Source organism: Cellulomonas sp. H30R-01 (assembly GCF_010119915.1).
Lineage (GTDB): Bacteria > Actinomycetota > Actinomycetes > Actinomycetales > Cellulomonadaceae > Cellulomonas > Cellulomonas algicola.
Genome location: NZ_CP048210.1, coordinates 2,942,005 through 2,964,994, shown reverse-complemented (window position 1 = coordinate 2,964,994; position 22,990 = coordinate 2,942,005). Strand labels below are relative to the sequence as shown.

Here is a 22,990-nt window from a genome sequence, read left to right as displayed (position 1 = left end):
CGGATCGATCAGAGAATCTGATTCGATGCTAGCGTGAGCGCGTGCGCATCCTCACCGCGACCGAAGCCTCACGGGGCTTCTCCGACCTCCTCGACGCCGTCGAGCGGGGGGAGACGGTCATGGTGACGCGCGGCAACCGGACGATCGCGCGCATCGCTCCCGTCCCCGCCGGCACAGGTCGGAGCCTGCGCGCGGCGCTCGACAGGGTGCCCCGGCTCGACGACGCGTTCGAGGCCGACATCGCGGAGGCGACCGCACTGCTGACCAGCGAGACGGACCCGTGGGTCGGCGACTGATCCTCGACACCACGACCCTCATCGCCTACGAGCGCCGCGCGTTCGACACGACCGTCCTCGACGAGGACGACCTCGCGATCGCGGCGGTGACCGTGGCCGAGTTCCGCACCGGCATCGAGCTCGCCGACACCGCGGCCCGAGCGGCCGACCGCGCGCGCGTCCTCGACGCGGTGCTGGAGAACGTCACCGTGCTCGACTACACCGAGCACACGGCGACGCAGCACGCGCGCCTGCTCGCGCACGTGCGCCGCACCGGCGTCCGCCGCGGCGCGCACGACCTGATCATCGCGGCCCACGCCGCGCACACCGGCCGGGTCCTCGCGTCCCGGGACGCGCGCGCCCGGTTCGCCGACCTGCCGGGTGTGGAGTTCGTCAGTCTCTGACGGTCGCGCCGTCGCCCCGCTCGGAGCCGCGCTCAGCCGGCCGCGACGTCCAGGGCCTGGGTGAGGTCGTCGCGGAGGTCCTCGACGTCCTCGAGCCCGACGGACAGGCGGACGGTCGACTCGGCGATCCCGACGGCGGCGCGGCCCTCGGGTCCGAGCTTGCGGTGCGTCGTCGTGGCGGGGTGCGTGACGATCGACTTGGTGTCGCCGAGGTTGTTCGACAGGTCGATGATCCGCAGCGCGTCGAGGAACGCGAACGTCGTCTTCTTCGCGACGTCGGGCGTCGCGCCCTCGGGGACGCGCAGGTTGAGCGTGACGACCGTGCCGCCGCCGGTCTGCTGCGCGCGCGCGAGGTCGTGCTGCGGGTGCGACGGCAGGAACGGGTAGCGGACGGACGCGATCGCGGGGTGCTGCTCGAGCCAGCCGGAGAGCGTCAGGGCGGACGCGGCCTGGTGGCGCACGCGCAGCGACATCGTCTCGAGGCCCTTGAGCAGCACCCACGCGTTGAACGGGGACAGCGACGGGCCGGTGTTGCGGATGAGGGTCTGGACGGGCCCGCGGACGTACTCGGTCGAGCCGAGGATCGCGCCGCCGAGCACGCGGCCCTGGCCGTCGATGTGCTTGGTCGCGGAGTAGACGACGACGTCGGCGCCGAGGTCGAGCGGCCGGGACAGGACGGGCGTCGCGAAGACGTTGTCGACGACGACGGTCGCACCGGCGGCGTGCGCGAGCCGGGACACGGCGGCGATGTCGACGAGGTCCTGCATGGGGTTGGACGGCGTCTCGAAGAACACGACGTCGGCGGGCGTCGAGAGCGCCTCCTCCCACTGCGACAGGACGTGCCCGTCGACGTAGTCGGTGCGCACGCCCCACTTCGCGAGGATCTCGTCGAAGATCACGACGCTCGACCCGAAGAGCGCGCGGGCGGACACGATGCGCGAGCCCTGCTGCACGAGCGCGGCCAGGGCGGTGAAGACGGCGGACATGCCGGTCGCGGTCGCGTAGGCGGCCTCGGCGCCGTCGAGCAGGCGCAGGCGCTCCTCGAACGTCGACACCGTCGGGTTGGAGTAGCGGGAGTAGAGGAACCGGTCGACGTCGCCCGCGAACGCGGACTCGGCCTGCGCGGCGGAGTCGTACACGTACCCCTGGGTGAGGAAGAGGCCCTCGGACATCTCCTGGAACTCGGACCGCACGAGCCCGCCGCGGACGGCGAGCGTGTCGGGCCGCAGCGTCGAGCGGTCGACGGAGCGGTCGTCCCAGTCGCCGGGACCGGGCACGCGGCCCGGCACGCGGTCGGCGGTCACAGCGTCGTCCACGGCAGACCCTCGGCACGCCACCCGACGTGCCCGCGCTGACCGTCGGGGCCGACGTCGCCCTCGAACCCTCGCAGCACGTTGTAGGCCGGGCCGAACCCGGCGGCGGTCGCGGCTTGCGCGGCGGCGACCGAGCGGACCCCGGAGCGGCACAGGAAGACGACGGGCCGCTCGTCGCCGGGCGTCAGGCCGGCCTCGGCGAGCTCGTCGACGAATCGCGGGTTGAGGCCCTGCGGGGTCGTCCACTCGACGAGCGCGGCACGGCCGCCGATCCCGGTGGCGTCAGGGACGCCGATCAGACGCCACTCGGCGTCGGTGCGCACGTCGACGAGCAGCGCGCGCTCGTCGTTCGTGAGCAGGTCCCACGCCTGCTGCGGGGTCAGGTCACCGGCGTACGGCATCGCGATCCTCCATCGGTCCTGGCGGTAGCACCCTCGCCCGGCGGACCGGGGGGTTGCTGCGGCGTCGTCGAGCCAGATCTCTCGGCCGCTCTGGATGGTTGCGGCGATGCTACGCGCGCCGACGGCCGCCGCGCCAAGGAGTGGACAAGCCGTCCCGCCATCCGAGACGCCGGAGGCCTCCCGTTGACACACCCCGGCGCCCGGCGGAACCCTCGTCGTCAGGTCATGAGCGCCAGCGCGAAGCCCCGGCTCGCTGGCCGGCAACCCTCCTCCGCGGTGGGGTGCCCCGGGTGACGACCAGGCCGACCGCCGACCGGCGGACGGCAAGCGCGGGGCTGGCCGTCGGTGCCGGGTCCCACGGACCCGTGAGGAGCACCATGTCCGTCATCGCCGAGACCACGTCCTGTGCCGAGGTCGGCGCCCCGGTGTCGACCCGCGAGCCCGTCGCTGCGCTCCTCCCCGTCGTCGGTGGCGACACCACCGTCCCGCTCGTCGACGGCACCCAGCGGGTCTACGCCAACCTCGACTACGCCGCGAGCGCCCCCGCGCTCGAGTCCGTCGCCGCGCGCGTCACCGAGGTCCTGCCGCTGTACGCGTCCGTGCACCGCGGCGCGGGGTACCTGTCGCAGGTGTCGACGGCCCTCTACGAGTCGTCCCGGCAGAGCATCGCGCGGTTCGTCGACGCGCGCCCCGACGACGTCGCGATCATCACCCGCAACACGACCGACTCGCTCAACCTGCTCGCGGGTGTCGTCCCCGCCGGTGGCAAGGTCCTCGTCCTCGACGTCGAGCACCACGCCAACCTGCTGCCGTGGGTGCAGTCGTCGCAGCGGCACGGCAACACCACGACGATCCTGCCGATCGCGCGGACGGTCGCCGAGACCCTCGACGCCCTGCGCGCCGAGCTCGCGACCCAGCCGTACGCGCTGCTCACGATCACGGGCGCGTCCAACGTGACCGGCGAGTCCCTGCCGATCGAGGAGGTCGTCGCGCTCGCGCACGCCGAGGGCACGCGCGTGGCGGTCGACGGCGCGCAGCTCGTCCCGCACCGCGGCTTCTCGCTCGCCCGCACCGGCGCCGACTACGTCGCGTTCTCCGGCCACAAGACGTACGCGCCCTTCGGCGCGGGCGCGCTCGTCGGTCGCCGCGACTGGCTCGACACCGGCACGCCCTACCTGGCCGGTGGCGGCGCCGTGCGCGACGTGCGCGCCGACCGGACCGTCTGGCAGCCCGCCCCCGCGCGGCACGAGGCCGGGTCGCCCAACGTCATCGGCGCGATCGCGCTCGCGGAGGCGTGCGACCGGCTCGCCGCCCTGCCCGCCGGCGCGCTGCTCGCGCACGAGGAGGCGCTCCGCGCCCGCCTGGTCGACGGCCTGGGCACGATCGACGGCGTCGAGGTCGCGCGCATCTGGCCCGACTCCGCCGACCCCGTCGGCGTCCTCACGTTCACGGTCCCCGGCCACGACCCGGGCCTCGTCGCCGCCTACCTGTCCGCCGAGCACGGCATCGGCGTCCGCGACGGCCGGTTCTGCGCGCACCCGCTGCTCGCGCACCTCGGCGCGTCCGGCGGCGCGATCCGCGCGTCCGTCGGCGTCGGCACGACGAGCGAGGCCGTCGACCGCCTCGTCGACGCGCTGCGCCGCTACCTCGCCGACGGCCCGACCGCCCGGTACGACGTCGTCGACGCCTGCTGGACCGTCGTCGACGACACCCGCCCGCTCGTGCAGGTGCACGGCCTCGACGCCCTCGCCGCCACCGCGGCCGCCGCCTGCGGTCCGGCCCTCGACGACTGACTCGCCCGCGACGGCTCGGCGCCCGCTCGTCGTCAGGCCGCGTCGGTCGCGCGCGCCGAGGGGGCCCGGCCCGCGGGGGACGGGCGCGTGATCAGCCGACGACGATGCCCAGGTGCTCGGCGACGAGCGGGGCGAGGTCGAGCAGCTGGTCCTGCGTGATGCGCGCGCCGCGCAGCCCGTCGAGGCCGTCGATGCGCTCGAGCCCGACGACTCCGCGCAGGTCGACGTCCTCGAGCCGCGCGCCGGACACGTCGAGACGCCGGACACGGCAGTCGTCGAGGACGACCTTGCGCGCCTTCACCCGGGCCAGGTCGAGCTCGTCGACCATGACGCCGACCAGCCGCACGTCGGTGAGCGTCGCGTCGCGCAGGTTGAGGTAGTCGACCTTGCCCCCGTGCAGCTCGACGCGGGTCCACTCCGACCCGTGCGCCTCGACCGCACCGAGCCGCGCGCCCTCCCACCGGCAGTCGAGCCAGGTCGTCGACACCGCGGACAGCGACCCGGCCCGCACGCGCGTCCAGGCGGTGTCCGACGCGCGCGTGCCGTCCAGGCGCGCACCGTCGAGCGAGCAGTCCGTGAAGGTGCACTCGAGGATCCGGGAGTGGGACCCGTCCTGCCCGTCGAGGTCCTCGCCGACCAGGTCGAGGGCGTCCAGGTCGCCGTCGCGCTCCAAGAAGACCATGGTCGCCACCCTGCCAGACCGTGCGAGGCTTCCGCTGTGCTCCACGACGTCACGCTCGAAGGCCACGGTGCTCGGCTCGTCCCGCTCGACGACACCCACGCGGAGGCGCTCGCCGCTTTCGTCGACGACCGGGTGTGGGCGGGCATGTCGTCCCCGCTGCCCGCCGGGCTCGACGGCTGGCGTGCTGAGGTGGACCGCGCGCGGGCGACGCCCGGGCGGGTCGCGTTCGGCGTGCTGGACGCGGCGACGGGCGAGGTGCGGGGCAGCACGTCGTTCTACGACCTGGACCTCCACGTCCTGCGCGTCGAGATCGGGCACACCTACTACGCGCCGCGCTGGTGGGGGACGTCGAACAACCCGGCCTGCAAGCTGCTGATGCTCACGCACGCGTTCGAGACGTGGGGCATGCAGCGCGTCGCGTTCCGTGCCGACACCCGCAACACGCGCTCGGTCGGCGCGATCCGTCGGCTCGGCGCGGTTCCCGAGGGGGTGCTGCGCAGCCACCGCCTCGCCCCCGACGGCACGCGCGGCGACTCCGCGTACTTCTCGATCCTGCCCGACGAGTGGCCCGCGGTCCGCGCCGGCCTGCTCGCGCGGCTGGCGGGGACGACGCCGGACGTCTGACGCCGCACGACGGACGGATCACCCCGCGCGAGGGGTGCGCCGACGGTCACCCCCGGCAGACTGGGGCGCATGCCGGGCAGCGTGCTCCTCCCGCGAGTCGACCGATCCGCCCTCGACGAGCAGCGGCGTCGTGTCCACGTGCGCGTGCTCGCGTCGCGGGCCGTCTGGGTCCTGGCCGTGGTCGGGCTCGTCTCGAGCCTGCTGCGCGGGGTCTGGCGCGACCTGGCGCTGTTCGACGACATCGTCCCCGACGCCGGCGCGGCGTCGGCCCGCCCGGCGCTCATCACCGTGTCGATCGTCCTGCTGTTCACCGCCCGCGGGCTGCGGCGCGGCCACCGGCTGTCCTGGATCCTCACGCTCGGGCTGCTCGTCGCGTCGGCGGTGCTGCACCTCGTGCGCGGTCCGGACGTGCTCGCCGCGGCCGCCGTCGTCGTCGGCACCGTGTGGCTGGCGACGCAGGGCGCGTGCTTCCCGGTCCTGCCGAACCGGCGGGACGTGCGGCGTGCGGTGCTGCTCGTGGTCTTCGCGGTGGTCTTCGTCGTGGTCACGACGGTCGGGCTCGTCGTGTGGGTGCTGGTACGGGACCCGGGCACGGACGAGATCGAGCGGCTCGCGCGCATCCTCAGCCCGGTCGAGTTCGTGCTCGAGCTCGCGTTCCTGCTGACGCTGCTGTGGACGCTCACGTCGCCGCGACGCCCGCGGCGGCTCAGCGCGGCGGACCACGCCGACGAGCGCGAGCGCGCCCGCGCGATCGTGCAGCGGTGGGGCACGGGCACGCTCGACTACTTCGCGCTGCGCGACGACAAGGACTGGTTCTTCGTCGGGCGCTCGGTGGTCGCGCACTCGGTGCGCGGCGGTGTCGCGCTCGTGTCGCCCGACCCGATCGGGCCGCCCGAGGAGCGCGAGCAGACGTGGGCGGAGTTCCTCGACTACACCGAGGACTACGGCTGGTCCGTCGCCGTGATCGGCGCGGGGCAGGACTGGCTCGGCGTCTACGAGGCCGCGGGTCTGCGCGTCGTCTACCTGGGCGACGAGGCGATCGTCGACTGCACGACGTTCACGACCGCGGGCGGGTCGCACAAGTCGCTGCGGCAGGCCGTCGGACGCGTCGAGCGCGCGGGGTACACGACGACGTTCCACGACCCGGCGGCGATGGAGCCGCACCTGCGCGCGCAGATCGAGGCGATGAGCGATGAGTCGCGTCGCGGCGAGACCGAGCGCGGCTTCTCGATGACCCTGTCGCGACTGTTCGACCCGGCGGACACCGGGCTGCTCATGTCGGTGACGCAGACGCCCGCGGGGCGTGTCGACGCGTTCTGCCAGTGGGTGCCCGCGCCCGCGATCGGCGGCTGGTCCCTCGACGTCATGCGCCGCCGCCTCGACGTCGACGGCCTGCCCAACGGGCTGATCGACACGAACATCGTGCACACCATCGGTGAGCTCAAGGCGCGCGGCCACACCGGCCTGGGGCTCAACTTCGCGGTGCTGCGCGAGGTCCTCGAGAACGAGGAGGGCGGCGGCTCGCGCCTCGACCAGCTCACGCGACCGGTCCTGCAGCGGCTCTCGCAGGGCACGCAGATGGCGACGCTCGGGCAGTTCAACGAGAAGTTCGACCCGGGCTGGGTGCCGCGCTACACGATCCTCGACTCGGTCGAGTACGTCGCGACGCAGGCCGTCGTCATGGCCGGTGCGGAGGGGGTCACCGAGATCCCGGTGATCGGGCGCTTCCTCGGCAACGTGGGACAGCCGACGTGACCGGCGGGCGCGCGTCCGGACCGCGCGCGAGGCGGCGGGCGTGATCGGGTCCCTGCTCGCCGCGATCGCGTCGTCGGTCGGCTACGGCGTCAGCACGATCATGCAGGCGGTCGGCGCTCGCCGGGCGCGCGGGCTCGGCGCCGTCCTGCAGCCGCTCGTCGTCGCGGCGTTCGTCCTCGACGGCCTTGCCTGGCTGCTCTCCCTGGCGGCGCTCGACCACCTGCCGCTGTTCGTCGTGCAGGCCGTGATCGCGGCGTCCCTCGTGGTCGTCGTGCTGCTCGCGCGGGTCGTCCTGCACGCGACGATGCGCCGGCTCGACGTCGCCGCCGTCGTCGCGGTCGTCGCCGCGCTCGTCGTGGTCGCCGCCGCCGGGGGTGAGCAGCCCGCGGTCCACCCGCCCGACGGGTTCGTCGGCCTGACGATCGCCGCCGCAGGCGTCGTCGCGGTCGCCACCCTCGCGGTCTACCGGTCCGGACCTCCCGTGCTGCTCGCCGTCCTGGGCGGCCTCGGCTACTCGATCGCCGCGATCGGGGCGCGCGCCGCGCACGCCGACGGCGACCTGCTCGACACCGTCCTGCAGCCGCTCGCGATCCCGATCGTCGTCGGCGGCGTCGCGGGCGCCCTCGCGTACCTCCGCGCGCTCGAGCGTGGGTCCGTCGGGACGGCCGCCGCGATCGTCTCGGTCATCGAGGTCGTGGTCCCCGGCGTCGTCGGCCTGACGGTCCTCGGCGACTTCGTGCGCGACGGGTGGGCCGTCCCCGCCGCGGCCGCGCTCGCCGTCGCGCTCGCCGGGTGCGTGGCGCTCGCGACGAGCCCCGCCAACGCGGCCGCCGAGTCGGGCGACGCACCAGGCGACGACGCCGTCCGCACGCCTGCGCGGTCCGGGTAGACGCCCGCGCCACCGCGAGCCGGGCCTCGTCGCCCTGTGCTTGGGTGAGCGCATGAACCAAGCGCAGGAGCCCCGCGACGCGACGCTGTCGGGCGACACGACGCTCGTCCTCCCGGAGTTCGACGACCCGCCTCACGAGCCGATGCCCCTGGTGCGCGCGTGGTTCGACGCCGCGCGCGAGCGAGGCCTGCGCGAGCCGTTCGCCGCCACCCTGGCCACGGTCGACGAGCACGGCGACCCGCGGACCCGCACCGTCCTGCTCAAGACCGTCGACGAGCACGGCCTGGTCTTCGGCAGCTCGACGACGAGCCGCAAGGGCCGGCACCTCGCCGCCCGACCGCGCGCCGCCCTCACCGTGTACTGGCGCGAGACGCTCCAGCAGGTCAACGTCACCGGGTCGGTCGAGGTCCTGCCCGACGACGTCGCCGACGCCCTGTTCGCCCGGCGGACGCGCGACGCGCAGGCCGCGACAGCCGCTTCCCGGCAGAGCCGCCCGCTGACCTCGGAGCCCGGCCTGCGCGCCGATGCCGCGCGGCTCGCGGCCGCGGACGGACCCGTCGAGCGGCCGGCCGACTGGGTCGCCTACCGCTTCGTCCCCGACGCCGTCGAGCTCTGGTACGGCAGCCCCGACCGCCTCCACCGCCGCCTCCAGTACGTCCGCACCGGCACGACGTGGGAGTCCACCCGCCTCCAGCCGTGAGGCCGACAGGTCATCCGCCGGCCGGGACGTGCCGATGGAGCCGTGTGAGCACGCAGGCGAGCGGGACCGGCGACAAGACGATGCGGCTGCGCTACGCCGGTGACTGCCGGCTGTGCGGTTGCCGCCTGGACGCGGGCACTGTCGCGGTCTACGAGCGGTCGACGAAGTCCGTCCGCTGCATCGAGTGTCGCGACCACTCGGTCGACGCATCCCCGAACGCCGACGCGACGCCGGTGCTCGACCCGGTCCCAACGGCCGACGCACCACCGGTCGGCGCATCCCCGGCGGCCGACGCGACCGCGGCGGTCGTGGAGATCGGGCGTGCCGGCGCCTCGGCCGCACGCGAGTTCGAGCGGCGTGCCGCCCAGCGGGAGCAGCGCGTGCGTGCGGCGCACCCGCGTCTCGGCGGGCTGATCCTGGCGCTGTCCGACGACCCGCAGAGCACGCGCGCGTGGAGCTCCGGCGCGGCGGGCGAGCGGGTCGTCGCGCGGAGCCTCGACACGTGGGCGAACGAGCGCGTGCGCGTGCTGCACGACCGCCGGATCCCGCGGACGCGCGCGAACATCGACCACATCGCGGTGGCGCCGACGGGCGTGTACGTGATCGACGCCAAGCGGTACAAAGGTCGGCCGGACCTGCGCGTGCAGGGCGGCATCCTCCGTCCGCGCACCGCGACGCTGACCGTCGGCGGCCGGGACTGCACCAAGCTCCTCACCGGCGTGCAGAAGCAGGTCGACCTGGTCCGCACGGCGCTCGCGGAGGTCCAGCCCGACGTGCGGGTGCGGGGTCAGCTGTGCTTCGTCGACGCCGACTGGCCGCTCATCGGCGGGGCGTTCGCGCTCGACGACGTCGACGTCCTCTGGCCCAAGAAGCTCGCCCAGCTGCTCAACCGTGACGGTCCCCTGACCGACGAGCAGATCGACCGCCTGCACCGCGGTCTCGCCGCGGCGTTCCCGGTCGCCTAGCCGCCCGCGACTGCTTCGCCGCCGATCGGCCGCCACTGCTCGTGCGGGGCCTTCGACATCGACGCGACGCTGCGGGTGCTCCACCACCGCGAGGGGTCGGGACATCGACCGCGTCGCCCCTGAGCGACCGGCGTCGGCCGCCCGGGCGACTCACCCGCGAGAGCACTCACAGCCACGGTCCTGGCCGCCGATGGATCAGGCATGAACCGCGAACCGCACCTGAGCCTGCGAGGTGAGCTGTCCCTGCGTCGTGACCGGCACTGGATGGTCGGCTACGCCGCGCTGGTCATGTGCCTGCCGGCGGTGATGGCGCTCGCGCGCGTCCCGTCGGTCACGGGGAAGGGCGCGGTCGTGACGGTCGCGATGACGCTCGCGTTCGTCGGCCTGGTCCGGCTGCGGTGCGCGCGCCGGCTGGAGCGGATCCTCGACGAGTCGACGCCGCTGCGCTCGGACCTCGGCGAGGACGTCGACCACTGACGGACCGGGCGACGCCTCACGGGCCGCCCGGCCGCGCAGCGGACGAGGTCAGAGCGGGACGACCGTGCCCGTGAGGTACGGCTTGCCGGTGCGGGCGTCCCAGCCGGCGAACGTGGTGGAGCGGTCACCGTCGGGTGCGACGCGGACGGTGACCGTCCCGGGCAGCAGCGCGGGCTTCGCGAACTCGACGGACCACGTGAACGCGTCGCCGCGCGACGCGCCGACGTCGGCCAGCGCGCGGGCCGCGGTGTACATGCCGTGCGCGATGGCCCGCGGGAACCCGAGGGCCTTGGCCGAAACCGCGGACAGGTGGATCGGGTTGTGGTCGCCGGACACGGCCGCGTAGCGGCGGCCGGTGTCGGCGGCGAGCCTCCAGCGCCCGGTCGGCTGCGGCGCGACGAAGTCGGACCGCGCCCCCTCGTCGGTCGGTCGGCCCGCGAGCCGCACGCCCTTCGCGAGGTACGTCGAGACACCCCGCCAGACGAGCGCGTCGCCGACGCGGACCTCCGCGACGAGGTCGACGGTCGTGCCGGCCCGGTGCGGCCGCAGCCCTTCGGCCCAGGCGCGGACGTCGAGCGCATCACCGAGTCCGACGGGCGCGTGCTGCGTGACCCGGTTCGCGACGTGCACGAGCCCGAGCAGCGGCAGCGGGAAGTCGGGCCGCACCATGACGGCGAACGCGACGGGGAACGCGAGGACGTGCACGAACCCGGCGGGCAGCCGGTCGGACGCGGACTCCCCGACGAGGTGCTGGTACTCCGTCATGTGGTCGGCGTCGGCGCGCACGCCGCGCACCTCGTGCACCACGTCGGGCAGGTCGGTCGGCGCGCGGCCGACGCGACGTGCCACGGCCAGTCGGCCGGTCGCCGCCGCGCCGCGCGCGTAGAGCCCGCCGAGGGAGGGGACGGCGGGCAGGACGACCGTCGTCACCGGCCCACCAGGTTCTGCCCGCAGACGCGCAGCGTCTCGCCGACGACCCCGCCGGCCGCGGGCGACGCGAGGAACGCGACGGCCTCGGCGACGTCGACGGGGAGCCCGCCCTGCTGGAGCGAGTTGAGCCGTCGGGCGACCTGCCGCGTGACGGCGGGGATGCGCGCGGTCATCTCGGTCTCGATGAAGCCGGGCGCCACCGCGTTGGCGGTGCCGCCGAAGGGGACGAGCAGCGGTGCGGTCGCGCGGACCATGCCGATGACGCCACCCTTCGACGCCGCGTAGTTGGTCTGCCCGCGGTTGCCCGCGATGCCCGACGTCGACGCGAGCGACACGATCCGCGGCGCGTCGGTGAAGTCGCCCGACGTGAGCAGCGCCTCGTTGATCCGCAGCTGGCTCGCGATGTTCACGCCCAGCACGGACTCCCACTTGTCGGGGGTCATGTTGGCGAGCAGCTTGTCGCGCGTGATCCCGGCGTTGTGCACGACGACGTCGAGCCGCCCGTGCCGCTGGAGGGCGTGCGCGAGGATGCGCGCGCCCGCGTCGTCGGCGGTGACGTCGAGCTGGAGCGCAGTGCCGTGGATCTCGTTGGCGACGGCCGCGAGCTGCTCGCCCGCAGCGGGGACGTCGACCGCGACGACGGTCGCGCCGTCCCGGGCCAGCGTCTGCGCGATCGCCTTGCCGATGCCGCGCGCGGCACCGGTCACGACCGCGACGCGCCCGTCGAGCGGCGTCTCCCACGACGCCGGCAGCGCGCCCGCGTCGGAGGCGACCGTCAGCAGCTGCCCGTCGACGAACGCGGACCGGGCGGACAGGAAGAACCGCAGCGCACCGAGCACCGAGGGCGCGGTCACGGGCACGCCCTCGCGCAGCACGACGCCGTTGCCGGTCGCGCCGCCGCGCAGCTCCTTGGCGAGCGACCGCAGCAGCCCGTCGACGCCCTGCCGGGCCGCCGCGAGGGCGGGGGCGTCGTCGACGCCCGCCTCGCGCGAGACGGTGACGACCCGACCGCCGCGCGCGAGCCCCTTGAGGGTGCCGGCCGCCGCGAGCACGGGCTCGGCGAGCTGGTCGGGGTGGGTCACGCCCGTGAGGACGAGGACGACGGCCGCGTAGCGGGTGTCGGGGTGGGCGTGCCGGTGCACCTCGAGGTCCCAGCCGTCGAGGACCGTCGCGCCGGGAGCGCCGCCCGCGGGCCCGGACAGCACCGCGGCGAGCGCGTCGCCGTCACCGTCGCGGCCGAGCACGAGGACGGGTCCGTCGACGAGCGGGGCGCCGGGGCGGTGGCGGCGCAGCGGCGTCGGCTGGGGGAGGCCGAGCTGCTTCGCGATCTTCTTCGTGACGCCGCTGTTGACGAGGTTGAGGTAGGTGTCGGTCATGGTCACGCCGCCTCGAGGATCGCGGTGAGGCCGAGCCCGCCGGCCGCGCACACCGACACGAGCGCCCGCACCGGGCGCCCTTCGGCCTGCTTGCGCCGGTGCAGCTCCTTGCTGATCGTGGCGACGATCCGTCCGCCTGTGGCGGCGAACGGGTGGCCCGCGGCCAGCGACGACCCGTGCACGTTGAGCCGTGCCCGGTCCACGGACCCGAACGCCCCGTCGAGGCCCAGGCGCTCCTTGCCGAACTGCTCGGACTCCCACGCCGCGAGCGTCGTGAGGACCGTCGACGCGAACGCCTCGTGGATCTCGACGTAGTCGAGGTCGTCGAGCGTCAGGCCGTTGCGGGCCAGCAGCCGCGGGACCGCGAAGACGGGGGCCATGAGCAGCCCGTCGACGCCGTGCACGAAGTCGACCGCGGCGGCCTCGGCGTCGACGACGACGGCGAGGGGCGTGAGGTCGTGCGCGGCAGCCCACTCGTCGGAGCCGAGCAGGACGGTCGACGCGCCGTCGGTGAGCGGAGTGGAGTTGCCGGCCGTCATCGTCGCGGGCGTGTCGAGCCCGAGCCCGAACACGGGCTTGAGCGTCGCGAGCTTCTCGAGCGAGGTGTCGGCGCGCAGGTTGCCGTCGGTGGTCTGCCCGCGGAACGGCGTGACGAGGTCGTCGAAGAACCCGTCGGCCCACGCCGCGGCGAGCCGCTGGTGCGACGCGAACGCGATCTCGTCCTGCGCCTCGCGCGTGATGCCCCACTGCGCGGTCGTCAGAGCCTGGTGCTCGCCCATCGACAGGCCGGTGCGCGGCTCGTCGGTGCGGGGTGCGGCGGGCGCGAGGTCCTTCGGGCGGATGCGCGACGCGACGGCGAGACGCTGGCCGACGGACCGCGCGCGGGACAGGTCGAGCAGCGTGCGGCGCAGCCGGTCGCTCACGGCGATGGGCGCGTCGGACGTCGTGTCGACGCCGCCCGCGATGCCGGAGTCGAGCTGGCCGAGCCGGATCTTGTTGGCGAGCCCGACGACGGACTCGAGCCCGGTCGCGCAGGCCTGCTGCACGTCGTACGCGGGTGTCGTCGGCGCGAGCGCGGAGCCGAGCACGGCCTCACGGGTGAGGTTGAAGTCGCGCGAGTGCTTGAGCACCGCGCCGGCGGCGACCTCGCCGATGCGCTCGCCCTGCAGCCCGTAGCGCGCGACGAGCCCGTCGAGCGCGGCGGTGAGCATGTCCTGGTTGCTCGCGTGGGCGTACTTCCCGCCGGCGCGGGCGAACGGGATCCGGTTGCCGCCCAGCACCAGGGCGCGCCGGGTGGTCGGCGCCTCGGTGGGGGTCGTGCGGGGGGAGGGTGCCACGGCTGGTTCCTCTCGCGTCGTCGCTCGAGCTCGGACGGCCCTCGTGCCGGTGCGCGAGGGACCTACGTCCCGAAGTGGTGTCCGAAACCCACAGTACCTGATACCTTCGGTTTCGTGAGCCCCATCACACGAGGGCCGTCGACGACGACGCCACCCACGCTCCTGCGCCCCGACGCCGGAAGCCCGCCGCCGGCCGACCGTGCCCTGCCCGACGCGCACGACCTGCCCGTCGACGGCCGCTCGACCCGCTGGGCCGACCACCGCGAGGCCCGCCGCGCCGAGCTCGTCCGCATCGCCCGCCGCACCGTCCACCACCACGGCCCGGACGTGTCGATGGAGGAGATCGCGGCAGCGGCCGGCACCTCGAAGTCGATCGTCTACCGCTACTTCACCGACAAGACCGGCCTGCAGATCGCGGTCGCCGAGGCCGTCGTGCTGCAGATCCAGGGTGCGCTCGAAGGCGTCCTGCGCGTCTCGCCGACGCCGCGCGAGGGCCTGCGGGCGATGGTCGCGGTCTACCTCGAGATGATCGAGTCCTCGCCGAACGTCTACGCGTTCGTGACGCGCGACGGGTCCGTCGAGTCCGGCGGCCCGCTCGGCCACTTCCTCGACTCCGTCACCGCGCTCGTCGCCGCCCCCTTCGCGCGCGGGCTCACGCAGGAGCAGCCTGACGGCCGCCGCACCGCCCGCCGGCCCGAGGCCGCCCCTGACGAGGCCGCCCCCGCCGACGACGACGAGGCCGCGCGTGTGGCGCTCGCCGAGGCGTGGGCCGCCGGCGCCGTCGGCTTCGTCCGCGGCGCGGGGGAGTGGTGGCTCGCGCACCGCGACCAGCCCGGCGCCCCCGACCGCGAGGCCCTCACCGCCCAGGTCGCCGCCTGGCTCTGGGCCGGACCCGTCGGCCTGCTCGCCCGCGACCGCACCCGACCCGACGCACCCCACCCTGACGCGACGCACCCCGCAGACCCGGAGGAGTCCCGATGACGACGACCACCCCCCGCCCGACCCCGGCGGAGACCGAGCAGGGCGACCCCCGGCTCGACGCCGACGTCCGCCTGGACGTCGAGCACCTCGCGCACCTGCTGCTCGGGCACTACCCCGAGCTGCGACTGGGCGCGCGCCGGCTCATGGCCGACGAGCGGTTCCACCGCATCGAGGGCCTGCCGCTGGCCGAGCACCGCGACCGGGTGCTCGGCCAGCTGCGGCTGCTCGCCGCCGAGGGCGACGTGCACCGGTCGTTCCCCGTGCGGTTCGGCGGCGCGGAGGACCACGGCGGGTTCCTCGCGCGGTTCGAGGAGCTCGGGCACGCCGATCCGTCGCTGCAGATCAAGTCCGGCGTGCAGTGGGGGCTGTTCGCCTCGGCGATCTACCACCTGGGCACCGAGCGCAGCCACGACCAGTTCCTCGCCGACGCGCTGTCCGTCGCGGTGCCGGGCGCGTTCGCGATGACCGAGACGGGGCACGGTTCCGACGTCGCGGCGATCGGCACGACCGCGACGTACGACGTCGAGACCGAGGAGTTCGTCATCCACACGCCGTTCCGGGCGGCGTGGAAGGACTACCTCGGCAACGCGGGCCAGCACGGCACCGCGGCCGTCGTGTTCGCCCGGCTCATCACGTCGCCCGCCGGCAAGCCGCGCGTCGACCACGGCGTGCACGCGTTCTACGTCCCGATCCGCGACCCGCAGACCATGGAGTTCCTGCCGGGCGTCGGCGGCGAGGACGACGGCCTCAAGGGCGGGCTCAACGGCATCGACAACGGCCGGCTGTGGTTCGACCACGTGCGCGTCCCGCGCGTCAACCTGCTCAACCGCTACGGCGACGTCGACGCCGACGGCACGTACTCGTCGCCCATCGCGAGCCCGGGGCGCCGGTTCTTCACGATGCTCGGCACGCTCGTCCAGGGGCGCGTGTCCCTCGACGGCGCCGCCGTCACCGCGTCGCGCCTCGGCCTGACGATCGCGATCACCTACGGCAACCAGCGCCGCCAGTTCGCCGGCGCGGGTAACGACGAGGTCGTCCTGCTCGACTACGCCGAGCACCAGCGCCGCCTCCTGCCGCTGCTCGCCGAGACGTACGCCGCCGGGTTCGCGCACGAGGACCTGCTCGCCGCGTTCGACGACGTCTTCTCGGGTCGCAACGACACCCCGGAGACGCGCGAGGACCTCGAGACGCTCGCCGCCGCGCTCAAGCCGACGTCGACCTGGCTCGCTCTCAAGACCCTCCAGACGTGCCGCGAGGCGTGCGGCGGCGCCGGGTTCCTCACCGAGAACCGGCTCACCAGCCTGCGCGCCGACATGGACGTGTACGTGACGTTCGAGGGCGACAACACCGTCCTCTACCAGCTGGTGGGCAAGCGGCTCCTCACGGACTACGCCCAGGGCTTCAAGCACCTCGACGCCGTCAAGGTCGCGCAGCTCGTCGCGGAGCGCGCGTCCGACGCCGCAAGGTTCCGCACGCCGCTGCACCGCGCGATCCAGACGATCGCCGACGTCGGCGACGTCCGCCGCAGCGCCGGTCAGCTCCGCGAGACCGATACCCAGCGGGCGCTGCTCGTCGACCGGGTCGAGACGATGGTCGCCGAGATCGCGCAGGCCCTGCGTCCGGCGCAGAAGGCCGACGCCGCGACGTCCGCCGCGCTGTTCAACAGCCAGCAGCACGCGATCGTCGAGGCCGCGCGGGCGCACGCCGAGCTCGTCCAGTGGGAGTCGTTCACCGCCGCCCTCGCGCGCGTCGACGACCCCGGCACCAAGCAGGTCCTCACCTGGGTGCGCGACCTGTTCGGGCTCACGCTCGTCGAGCGGCACCTCGCCTGGTACCTCGTCAACGGGCGGCTGTCGGCCGGCCGTGCGCGGACCGTCACGTCGTACATCGACCGGCTGGTGTCGCGCCTGCGCCCGCACGCGCAGGACCTCGTCGACGCGTTCGGCTTCGAGCAGGCGCACCTGCGCGCGCCCATCGCGTCGGGTGCCGAGCAGGAGCGTCAGGACGAGGCCCGCGCCTGGTACCGCGCGCAGCGCGCGTCGGGCGACGCCCCGATCCCGGAGAAGCACACCCGCTGACCCGGCACGACGACGGGCCCCGGGCGCGCGGTGGAGGCGCAGCCCGGGGCCCGTTCGTGTGCCCGGCGCGGCCGGGACGCCGTGGACGGAGGTCGCGAGCCGCAGGTCGGTCGTGGGTCGTCGGCGCGCCGCGTCCCTCCCGGCAGGCTCAGGCGATGCTGCCGCGCCAGGCCGGTGGTGCGCCCGGCTCGTCCGTGACCGTCGACAGCGTCGCGCCGTCCGTCGCCAGCAGGACGACGAGCTCGGGAACCGTGCGGTGGACCGTGCCGCCGTCGGCCGCGAGGTCGACGACGCCGTCGGCAGGTCCGACGCTGCCCGCGGCGCCCTGGACGGTCGTGCCGCCCCACGTCGAGCCGTCGACGAGCACGACGTGCAGGTCCGCGTCGGACAGGTCGGCGCCGCGCAGGTCCGCGCCGCCCAGGTCGGTCCGGACCAGGTACGAGCCGCTGAGGTCCGCGTCGGTGAGGTCGGAGCCCGTCAGGTCGGTGCGGACGAGCCACGTCCGGTGGAGGCGCGCGCCGATCGCGCACACGCCCGACAGGTCGGCCTTGCCGAGGCGGGCGCGCGTGAGGTCGGCACCGCGCAGGTCGGCACCCGCGAGCAGCGCGCCCGACAGGTTGGCGCCCCGCAGGTCCGTGCGCTGCAGGTCCACGCCGAACAGGTCCGCGTCGGCGAGGTCCGCGCCCCGCAGGTCGGCCCCGGCGAGGTCCGGCGGCGACGGGTCCGAGCCGAGGTCGAGGCGCGCGCCCTCGGCCCCCGACGTGCGCAGCCAGGCCCGGTGCGCCTCCAGGCGCGCGGCCAGCGTCTCGGTCACGGGCCTCCCTCCGCCGGAACCCGGACCACCCGAGCATGGCGGGTGGTCCGGGTGCGCGGACAGGGCGTTCCCGCGGGCTGGACGCGGGAGCGGCGGTCGGGCGGCGACGGAGGCGGTGCCCGACGAGGTCGGGCGGCGACGTCCGCGGGCGCGCGTCCCGGCGGGACGGACGGTCAGGCCGGGGCGTCCAGCCGGGCGACGAGGTCGTCGTCGAGCGTCAGGCGCGCGCCCGCGACCGCCTCCTCGACCTGCTCGACGCGCGTCGCGCCCACGATCGGCACGACGCCGTTCGCGACGAGCCACGCGATCACGACCTGGTTCGCCGAGACCCCGAGCTCGCGCGCGACGTCGTGGAGGACCGCGAGCCGCGCGGTCGTGCCGGGGTGCTCGAACAGCTCCTGCATCGGCTTGTCGGGCCGCGTGTACGCACCGAACATCAGGGTGTTGTAGGCCCAGAGCGTCAGGTCGCCCTCGGCGGCGAGGTAGTCGAACGTCTCCGGGGTCGCGAGCGTGTGCCCGCCCTCGGGCAGCCGGACGCCCGGTCGCGGCTGCAGGTAGGTGTGCCGGAGCTGCACCTGCGTGAACGGCGCGACGCCCAGGTCGCGCGCGGTGCGGCGCGCCCGCTCGAGGCGCCACGTGGCGTGGTTGCTCGCGCCGAGGACCCCGACGGTGCCGTCGGCGACGAGCGCGCCGAACGCGCCGACGGTCTCCTCCAGAGGGACCGCGCGGTCCTCGACGTGCGCCCAGTACACGTCGATCCGGTCGGTGCCGAGGCGCTTCAACGACCCCTCGACGGCCGCCCGGATCGCGGCGGCGGACAGGCCCTCGACGTCGTCGAGCGTCCGGTCGCCCGGCGTGCGGGGACGTGCGCCGACCTTCGTCGAGAGGACGACGGCGTCGCGGTTGCCGCGCGCGGCGAGCCAGCGGCCGATGGTCGCCTCGCTCTCGTCGCCCGTGCAGCCGTCCTGCCAGAACGGGTAGTTGTCGGCCGTGTCGAGCCGGATGCCGCCGAGCTCGACGAACCGGTCGAGGAGGGCGAACGAGTCCCGCTCGTCCACCGTGGTGCCGAGGGGGATGGTGCCCAGTGCCAGTCGCAGATCGGTCATGACGACACCGTGCCGCTTCGAGCGCGCTCGAACGCAACCCCTGCGCGCGTCCTGTCCTACTCCGGGTTGCAGCGCGCGGCGATCATCGTGAACGCGTCGACGTCGGGCCGCCACGGCTCGAGGTTCCACTGCGCCTTGTCGGGGGCGCCGAGCATGTGGCAGAGCAGCTGGTCGTGCATCGTCGGGGCGTCGGCGCGGGGCTCCTGCGCGACGAGCTGCGCCCACGTGAGGTCCTGCGCGGCCAGGCCCGACGCACGCGCCCAGGCCGTGGGTGTGACGCCGAGCGACTCGCCGCCCTCCCGGTCGCCCCAGGAGAGCGCGGCGACCGTGGCGGACGCGAGCCACAGGTCGGCCCCGGTGGTGCCGTCCACCCGCACGAGGTCCGGCGCGACGGCCACCGCCGCACCGCCCGACAGACCACCCACCGGCACCCCGGCGGCGTCGGCCACGAGCACGGACCCGTCGGTCAGCACCGTGAGCGACCAGCCCGCGGGTGCGGCGACGTGCACGGTGCCGGGCGAGGAGGTCGCGCGTGCGCTCCCGTCGGCGTCGGGGGCGACCGTCACGGTCGCCGGGGCCACGGTCAGGAGCGTCAGGGTCACCGCCCCGGAGACGAGCGGGACGCCCTGCATGCGGACCGTCGCGGCGTCGGGCACGGCCGGCGCGGACGGCGTCCGATCGGGCGACACCGCGTCCGTCGGGGAGGTCGACGAGGGCGGGCTCGCCGTCGCGTCGTCCGCGCCTCGCGGACCGCACGCGACCAGCGTCAGGAGCAGCGCGACACCGGCCGCGACGGCGGCGGACGGGGTGGCGCGGCGCATGGCCGGACGCTAGCAGCGCGGCGTCACCACCGGTCACGACCCTGTGGCGTCCTATGCTGACCGGACTGGTGTCCGGACGCGCGGCACCGACCTGCCCGCCCAGGGGGGCCCGTGCCCGTCCGAGACGCCGACGACGACGCCCCCGTGGCGTCCGTCGACTGCCGTGACGGCGTCGTCCACCCGGACGGCGTCGAGGCGGTCGCCCGCGCGCTCGAGGGTGAGCGCATGCGCTGGCAGCTCGCCGTGACGGCGGGGGAGGTCGGCGGCTTCGACTGGGACCTCGTGACCGGTCGGCTCGAGTGGGACGACCAGCTGCACGCCCTCTTCGGCGTCCCGCGCGAGCAGTTCGACGGCACGATCGAGCACTTCGCGACGATGCTGCACCCCGACGACGTCGGGCGGGTGCACGAGGCGCTGCGCGCCGCGATCGCCGCGTGCGCCGAGTACGCCGCCGAGTACCGGGTCGTGCGTCCCGACGGGACGGTGCGGTGGGTGCAGGCCCGCGGCAAGGCGCTCCGGGGGCCCGACGGCTCGGCCGTGCGCGTCCTCGGCGCGGCGTACGACACGACCGACCGGCGCGACGCCGACGCCCGCATCTCGCGCGTGCTCGAGACGATGTCCGCCGCGTTCTTCCTGCTCGACGACGCATGGCGGTTCACCTACGTCAACGCCGAGGCCGAGGTCCTGCTGGCCCGTCCACGCGCGGAGCTGGTCGGCCGCGTCGTCTGGGAGCTGTTCCCCGACGCGCTCGGGTCGGCGTTCGAGGAGAACTACCGGGGTGCGGTCCGCAGCGGCGAGCCGCGCACGTTCGAGGCCTACTACCCGGCGCCGCTGGACCGCTGGTACGAGGTGCGCGCGTGGCCCGGAACCGACGGTCTGTCGGTCTACTTCTCCGACTGCACCGAGCGTCGCCGGTCCCAGGACGAGGCGCGACGCGCCCGCGACCGGGCCGAGGCCGAACGGCGGGCCGCGGAGTGGGCGCGCCAGCGCGCGGAGGTCGGCCAGGCGCGGCTGCGGCTGCTCGCGGAGGTGGGCGACGACCTCGCCTCGACGCTCGACACCGAGGACGCCGTCGCGCGGCTGGCCCGCCACCTGGTGCCGAGCCTCGCGTCGTGGTGCCTCATCACGCTCTCGAGCGACCAGCGCCACCTGCGCGACATCGCGTCGTGGCACGGCGACCCCGCGAGCCGCGAGACCGTCGCGCGGTACGCGCAGCTCCGGCTGAACTCCCTCGACCCGTCGTCGTACCTGTACCAGGCGCTGCGCACCGGGGAGGTCGTCGCCGTCCCCGACGCGACGCGCGCGATCTCCGAGGTCCTCACCGTGGGCGAGGCCCGGGCCGTGCTGGGCGAGCTCGCGCCGCAGAACGCGTACGCGATCCCGCTGCGCGCCCGCGGCCGCACGGTCGGTGCGATGACGCTGTTCCTCGACGCGGGCCGGCGCGACCTCACGGCCGACGACCTCGCGATGCTCGTGCAGCTCGCCGACCGTGCGGGGCTCGCGCTCGACAACGCGCGGCTCTACGAGGAGCAGCGGCAGATGGCGGAGTCGCTGCAGCGCGCCCTGCTCTCCGCGCCCGTCCAGCCCGAGGGGCTGCACGTCGTGGTCCGGTACCTGCCCGCGTCGAAGGCCGCGCAGGTCGGCGGCGACTGGTACGACGCCTTCCTCCAGCGCGACGGCTCGACGGTGCTCGCGGTCGGCGACGTCATCGGGCACGACACGCAGGCCGCGGCGGCGATGAGCCAGGTCCGCACGCTGCTGCGCGGCATCGGGTACACGTCCGGGGCCGCCCCGGCGACCATCCTGCGCGACCTCGACGAGGCGATGCAGGGCCTGCGCGTCGACACGATGGCGACCGCGGTCGTCGCGCGCGTCGACCCCGCGGGCGCGTCGGACGACGCGGGTGCACGGCGGCTGTCCTGGTCCAGCGCGGGCCACCTGCCGCTCGTCGTCGTGGCGCCCGACGGGGTCGCCCGCGCGCTCGAGGTGGGCCGCCACGAGCTGCTGCTCGGGGTCGGCCGGGGAACCGAGCGTGCCGAGCACGAGGTGCTGCTCGCGCCGGGCAGCGTCCTGCTGCTCTACACCGACGGGCTCGTCGAACGGCGCGGTGAGCACCTGTCGCACGGGGTGGCCCGGCTGTGCGCGGTCCTCACGCAGACGCTCGCGGGCGTGTCCCTCGACGACGAGGACGGCCTGGGTCGCGGCGTCGACGAGCTGGTCGGGCGCATGCTCGACGGCCACGCCGAGGACGACGTCGCCGTCCTGGCGGTGCACGTCCGGCCGCACGCCGGCACGCAGGCCACGGCCGCCTGACCGCGCGAGGCGCCGGCCGGGTCCGCCGAGGGCGTGCGTCGCGCGCCCCCGGACGGCGGCGCGGGGTGGGCGCGGGTGCCGACCTAGAGGCGGTGCGCGGGGCGGGCTCGCCGCCCGCGGCGGTGGACCGACCGCAGCACGACGCCCGCGGCGAGGGCGGCCGTGCCGACGCCGAGGACGGGCACGAGCAGGCTGCTGCCGGTGAGGGCCAGCGCGCCGTCCGACCCGGCACCGGCGCTCAGGACCTCGGACCGCACGACGGACGCGGACGACGTCGGGCCTGGGGTCGCGACGAGCGCCGCACCGCTCACGGTCGGGCTCGGCGTCGGGGCGGGCGTCCCGCTCGAGCTCGGCGCCGGGGCGGGCGCGGGGGCCGCGGGCGGTCCGGCCGGCGCGGCCGGGATCGGCTCGACCGGCTCGGCGGTCGTCGGGGCGTCGGTGCACGCCGGCCGCTGACCGCCCTCGCCGAAGTGCTCGTTGTACCCGCTGACCTCGACCCACGTGACGCAGTACGTGTCGGGCAGGCCGAGCTCGGTCCACGCGAACCCGGTCCGGCCCGCGAACGCCCCCTGCGCGGTCGCGGCCTGGACGTGGAGCTGCGCGGTGAGCGACTGGCCGTCGACGACGTACCGGACGTTGACGTGGTCGTGCTCCACGAACGTGCGGCCGCCGGGCAGGGTGAGCCCGTCGGCGGTCACGGTGTAGGGCGTCGGGTCGTCCGAGCCGCCGGCGGACGCAGCGGCCGCGCTGCCCGCGAGCAGCAGGCAGGACAGCGGGACGACGACGGCGGCGCGGCGGAGCATCGGACCTCGGGCGGATCGGTTCGGACGGCGTGCGGGCACGACCCTAGGCGGGATCCGGACATCACGGACGAACCGGGCGATGAGAGTCCGGTGAGAACCTGCACGTCAGGGGCGTGCGCCGCGCCGCGTCGGTGCCCGCCTCGCCGCGCCTGG

Annotated in this window: 22 protein-coding genes and 2 riboswitches; of the genes, 12 read left to right on the top strand and 10 right to left on the bottom strand. The window is 75.2% G+C overall.

Going from position 1 to position 22,990, the window contains the following annotated elements:
* Nucleotides 1-41 precede the first annotated feature (41 nt).
* Nucleotides 42-296, top strand: a complete 255-nt coding sequence (locus GXP71_RS13275; RefSeq protein WP_124342324.1) for a type II toxin-antitoxin system Phd/YefM family antitoxin — start codon at nt 42-44, stop codon at nt 294-296.
* On the top strand, nt 281-679 hold the full coding sequence (locus GXP71_RS13270; RefSeq protein ID WP_162353024.1) for a PIN domain-containing protein: 399 nt from the start codon (nt 281-283) through the stop codon (nt 677-679). The genes GXP71_RS13275 and GXP71_RS13270 overlap by 16 nt, the downstream gene beginning before the upstream one ends.
* Before the next feature lie 32 nt (nt 680-711).
* Here GXP71_RS13270 and GXP71_RS13265 read toward each other — a convergent pair whose 3' ends face one another.
* Both GXP71_RS13265 and GXP71_RS13260 read right to left on the bottom strand, forming a co-directional pair.
* Nucleotides 712-1,956, bottom strand: coding sequence for an O-succinylhomoserine sulfhydrylase (locus GXP71_RS13265; RefSeq protein ID WP_370521015.1), 1,245 nt, complete (start codon nt 1,954-1,956; stop codon nt 712-714).
* Nucleotides 1,957-1,979: 23 nt separating this feature from the next.
* The gene (locus GXP71_RS13260; RefSeq protein ID WP_162353022.1) at nt 1,980-2,393 is read right to left on the bottom strand and encodes a rhodanese-like domain-containing protein; all 414 of its coding nucleotides are present in this window, start codon (nt 2,391-2,393) and stop codon (nt 1,980-1,982) included.
* 6 nt (nt 2,394-2,399) lie between these two features.
* A riboswitch (SAM riboswitch) is annotated at nt 2,400-2,494 on the bottom strand.
* Nucleotides 2,495-2,614: 120 nt separating this feature from the next.
* A riboswitch (SAM riboswitch) is annotated at nt 2,615-2,729 on the top strand.
* Between the two features lie 41 nt (nt 2,730-2,770).
* Here GXP71_RS13260 and GXP71_RS13255 point away from each other — a divergent pair.
* Complete coding sequence (locus tag GXP71_RS13255; protein ID WP_162353021.1) at nt 2,771-4,186, top strand: aminotransferase class V-fold PLP-dependent enzyme; 1,416 nt, start codon at nt 2,771-2,773, stop codon at nt 4,184-4,186.
* 91 nt (nt 4,187-4,277) lie between these two features.
* Here GXP71_RS13255 and GXP71_RS13250 read toward each other — a convergent pair whose 3' ends face one another.
* Nucleotides 4,278-4,868, bottom strand: a complete 591-nt coding sequence (locus GXP71_RS13250) for a pentapeptide repeat-containing protein (protein WP_162353020.1) — start codon at nt 4,866-4,868, stop codon at nt 4,278-4,280.
* Between the two features lie 36 nt (nt 4,869-4,904).
* On the opposite strand from GXP71_RS13250, the gene GXP71_RS13245 reads away from it, so the two are divergent.
* The 6 genes from GXP71_RS13245 (at nt 4,905) to GXP71_RS13220 (ending at nt 10,278) form a co-directional block, all read left to right on the top strand.
* On the top strand, nt 4,905-5,492 hold the full coding sequence (locus tag GXP71_RS13245; RefSeq protein ID WP_162353019.1) for a GNAT family N-acetyltransferase: 588 nt from the start codon (nt 4,905-4,907) through the stop codon (nt 5,490-5,492).
* A gap of 69 nt (nt 5,493-5,561) precedes the next feature.
* Nucleotides 5,562-7,247 carry a bifunctional lysylphosphatidylglycerol flippase/synthetase MprF gene (locus GXP71_RS13240; protein ID WP_162353018.1) on the top strand — a complete coding sequence of 562 codons (1,686 nt, stop codon included), beginning with the start codon at nt 5,562-5,564 and terminating at the stop codon, nt 7,245-7,247.
* Between the two features lie 40 nt (nt 7,248-7,287).
* Nucleotides 7,288-8,136 carry a hypothetical protein gene (locus tag GXP71_RS13235; RefSeq protein WP_162353017.1) on the top strand — a complete coding sequence of 283 codons (849 nt, stop codon included), beginning with the start codon at nt 7,288-7,290 and terminating at the stop codon, nt 8,134-8,136.
* A 52-nt stretch (nt 8,137-8,188) separates the two neighbouring features.
* Nucleotides 8,189-8,836, top strand: a complete 648-nt coding sequence (locus GXP71_RS13230) for a pyridoxal 5'-phosphate synthase (RefSeq protein ID WP_162353016.1) — start codon at nt 8,189-8,191, stop codon at nt 8,834-8,836.
* Nucleotides 8,837-8,880: 44 nt separating this feature from the next.
* Nucleotides 8,881-9,801 (top strand): nuclease-related domain-containing protein, encoded by a 921-nt coding sequence (locus GXP71_RS13225; RefSeq protein ID WP_238402412.1) that lies wholly within the window; start codon nt 8,881-8,883, stop codon nt 9,799-9,801.
* A gap of 201 nt (nt 9,802-10,002) precedes the next feature.
* Complete coding sequence (locus tag GXP71_RS13220; RefSeq protein ID WP_124342333.1) at nt 10,003-10,278, top strand: hypothetical protein; 276 nt, start codon at nt 10,003-10,005, stop codon at nt 10,276-10,278.
* Between the two features lie 48 nt (nt 10,279-10,326).
* Here GXP71_RS13220 and GXP71_RS13215 read toward each other — a convergent pair whose 3' ends face one another.
* From GXP71_RS13215 to GXP71_RS13205, 3 genes are read right to left on the bottom strand one after another with little or no spacing between them, the layout of a single operon-like run.
* Entirely contained in the window at nt 10,327-11,208 is an 882-nt protein-coding gene (locus GXP71_RS13215) for a MaoC/PaaZ C-terminal domain-containing protein (RefSeq protein WP_162353015.1), read from the bottom strand.
* Nucleotides 11,205-12,584, bottom strand: coding sequence for a 3-oxoacyl-ACP reductase (locus tag GXP71_RS13210; protein ID WP_162353014.1), 1,380 nt, complete (start codon nt 12,582-12,584; stop codon nt 11,205-11,207). The genes GXP71_RS13215 and GXP71_RS13210 overlap by 4 nt, the downstream gene beginning before the upstream one ends.
* Nucleotides 12,585-12,586: 2 nt before the next feature.
* Nucleotides 12,587-13,921: an acetyl-CoA C-acetyltransferase gene (locus tag GXP71_RS13205; RefSeq protein WP_162353013.1), complete on the bottom strand. Its 1,335-nt coding sequence runs from the start codon at nt 13,919-13,921 to the stop codon at nt 12,587-12,589.
* 114 nt (nt 13,922-14,035) lie between these two features.
* Between GXP71_RS13205 and GXP71_RS13200 the strand changes: the two genes are divergently transcribed.
* A complete protein-coding gene (locus tag GXP71_RS13200) occupies nt 14,036-14,902 on the top strand; it encodes a TetR/AcrR family transcriptional regulator (RefSeq protein ID WP_162353012.1) in 867 nt (288 codons plus the stop codon).
* On the top strand, nt 14,899-16,980 hold the full coding sequence (locus GXP71_RS13195; protein ID WP_162353011.1) for an acyl-CoA dehydrogenase: 2,082 nt from the start codon (nt 14,899-14,901) through the stop codon (nt 16,978-16,980). The genes GXP71_RS13200 and GXP71_RS13195 overlap by 4 nt, the downstream gene beginning before the upstream one ends.
* A gap of 148 nt (nt 16,981-17,128) precedes the next feature.
* On the opposite strand, the gene GXP71_RS13190 is transcribed toward GXP71_RS13195, so the two are convergent.
* From GXP71_RS13190 to GXP71_RS13180, 3 genes are all read right to left on the bottom strand, one after another.
* Nucleotides 17,129-17,794: a pentapeptide repeat-containing protein gene (locus GXP71_RS13190; RefSeq protein ID WP_162353010.1), complete on the bottom strand. Its 666-nt coding sequence runs from the start codon at nt 17,792-17,794 to the stop codon at nt 17,129-17,131.
* A gap of 173 nt (nt 17,795-17,967) precedes the next feature.
* On the bottom strand, nt 17,968-18,900 hold the full coding sequence (locus GXP71_RS13185; RefSeq protein WP_162353009.1) for an aldo/keto reductase: 933 nt from the start codon (nt 18,898-18,900) through the stop codon (nt 17,968-17,970).
* Nucleotides 18,901-18,956: 56 nt separating this feature from the next.
* Nucleotides 18,957-19,721: a DUF2599 domain-containing protein gene (locus tag GXP71_RS13180; protein ID WP_202924248.1), complete on the bottom strand. Its 765-nt coding sequence runs from the start codon at nt 19,719-19,721 to the stop codon at nt 18,957-18,959.
* A gap of 111 nt (nt 19,722-19,832) precedes the next feature.
* On the opposite strand from GXP71_RS13180, the gene GXP71_RS13175 reads away from it, so the two are divergent.
* Nucleotides 19,833-22,034, top strand: a complete 2,202-nt coding sequence (locus GXP71_RS13175) for a SpoIIE family protein phosphatase (protein ID WP_238402411.1) — start codon at nt 19,833-19,835, stop codon at nt 22,032-22,034.
* An 83-nt stretch (nt 22,035-22,117) separates the two neighbouring features.
* Here the strand turns inward: GXP71_RS13175 and GXP71_RS13170 are convergent, their stop codons facing one another.
* Complete coding sequence (locus GXP71_RS13170; protein WP_162353008.1) at nt 22,118-22,837, bottom strand: hypothetical protein; 720 nt, start codon at nt 22,835-22,837, stop codon at nt 22,118-22,120.
* Nucleotides 22,838-22,990: the final 153 nt, after the last annotated feature.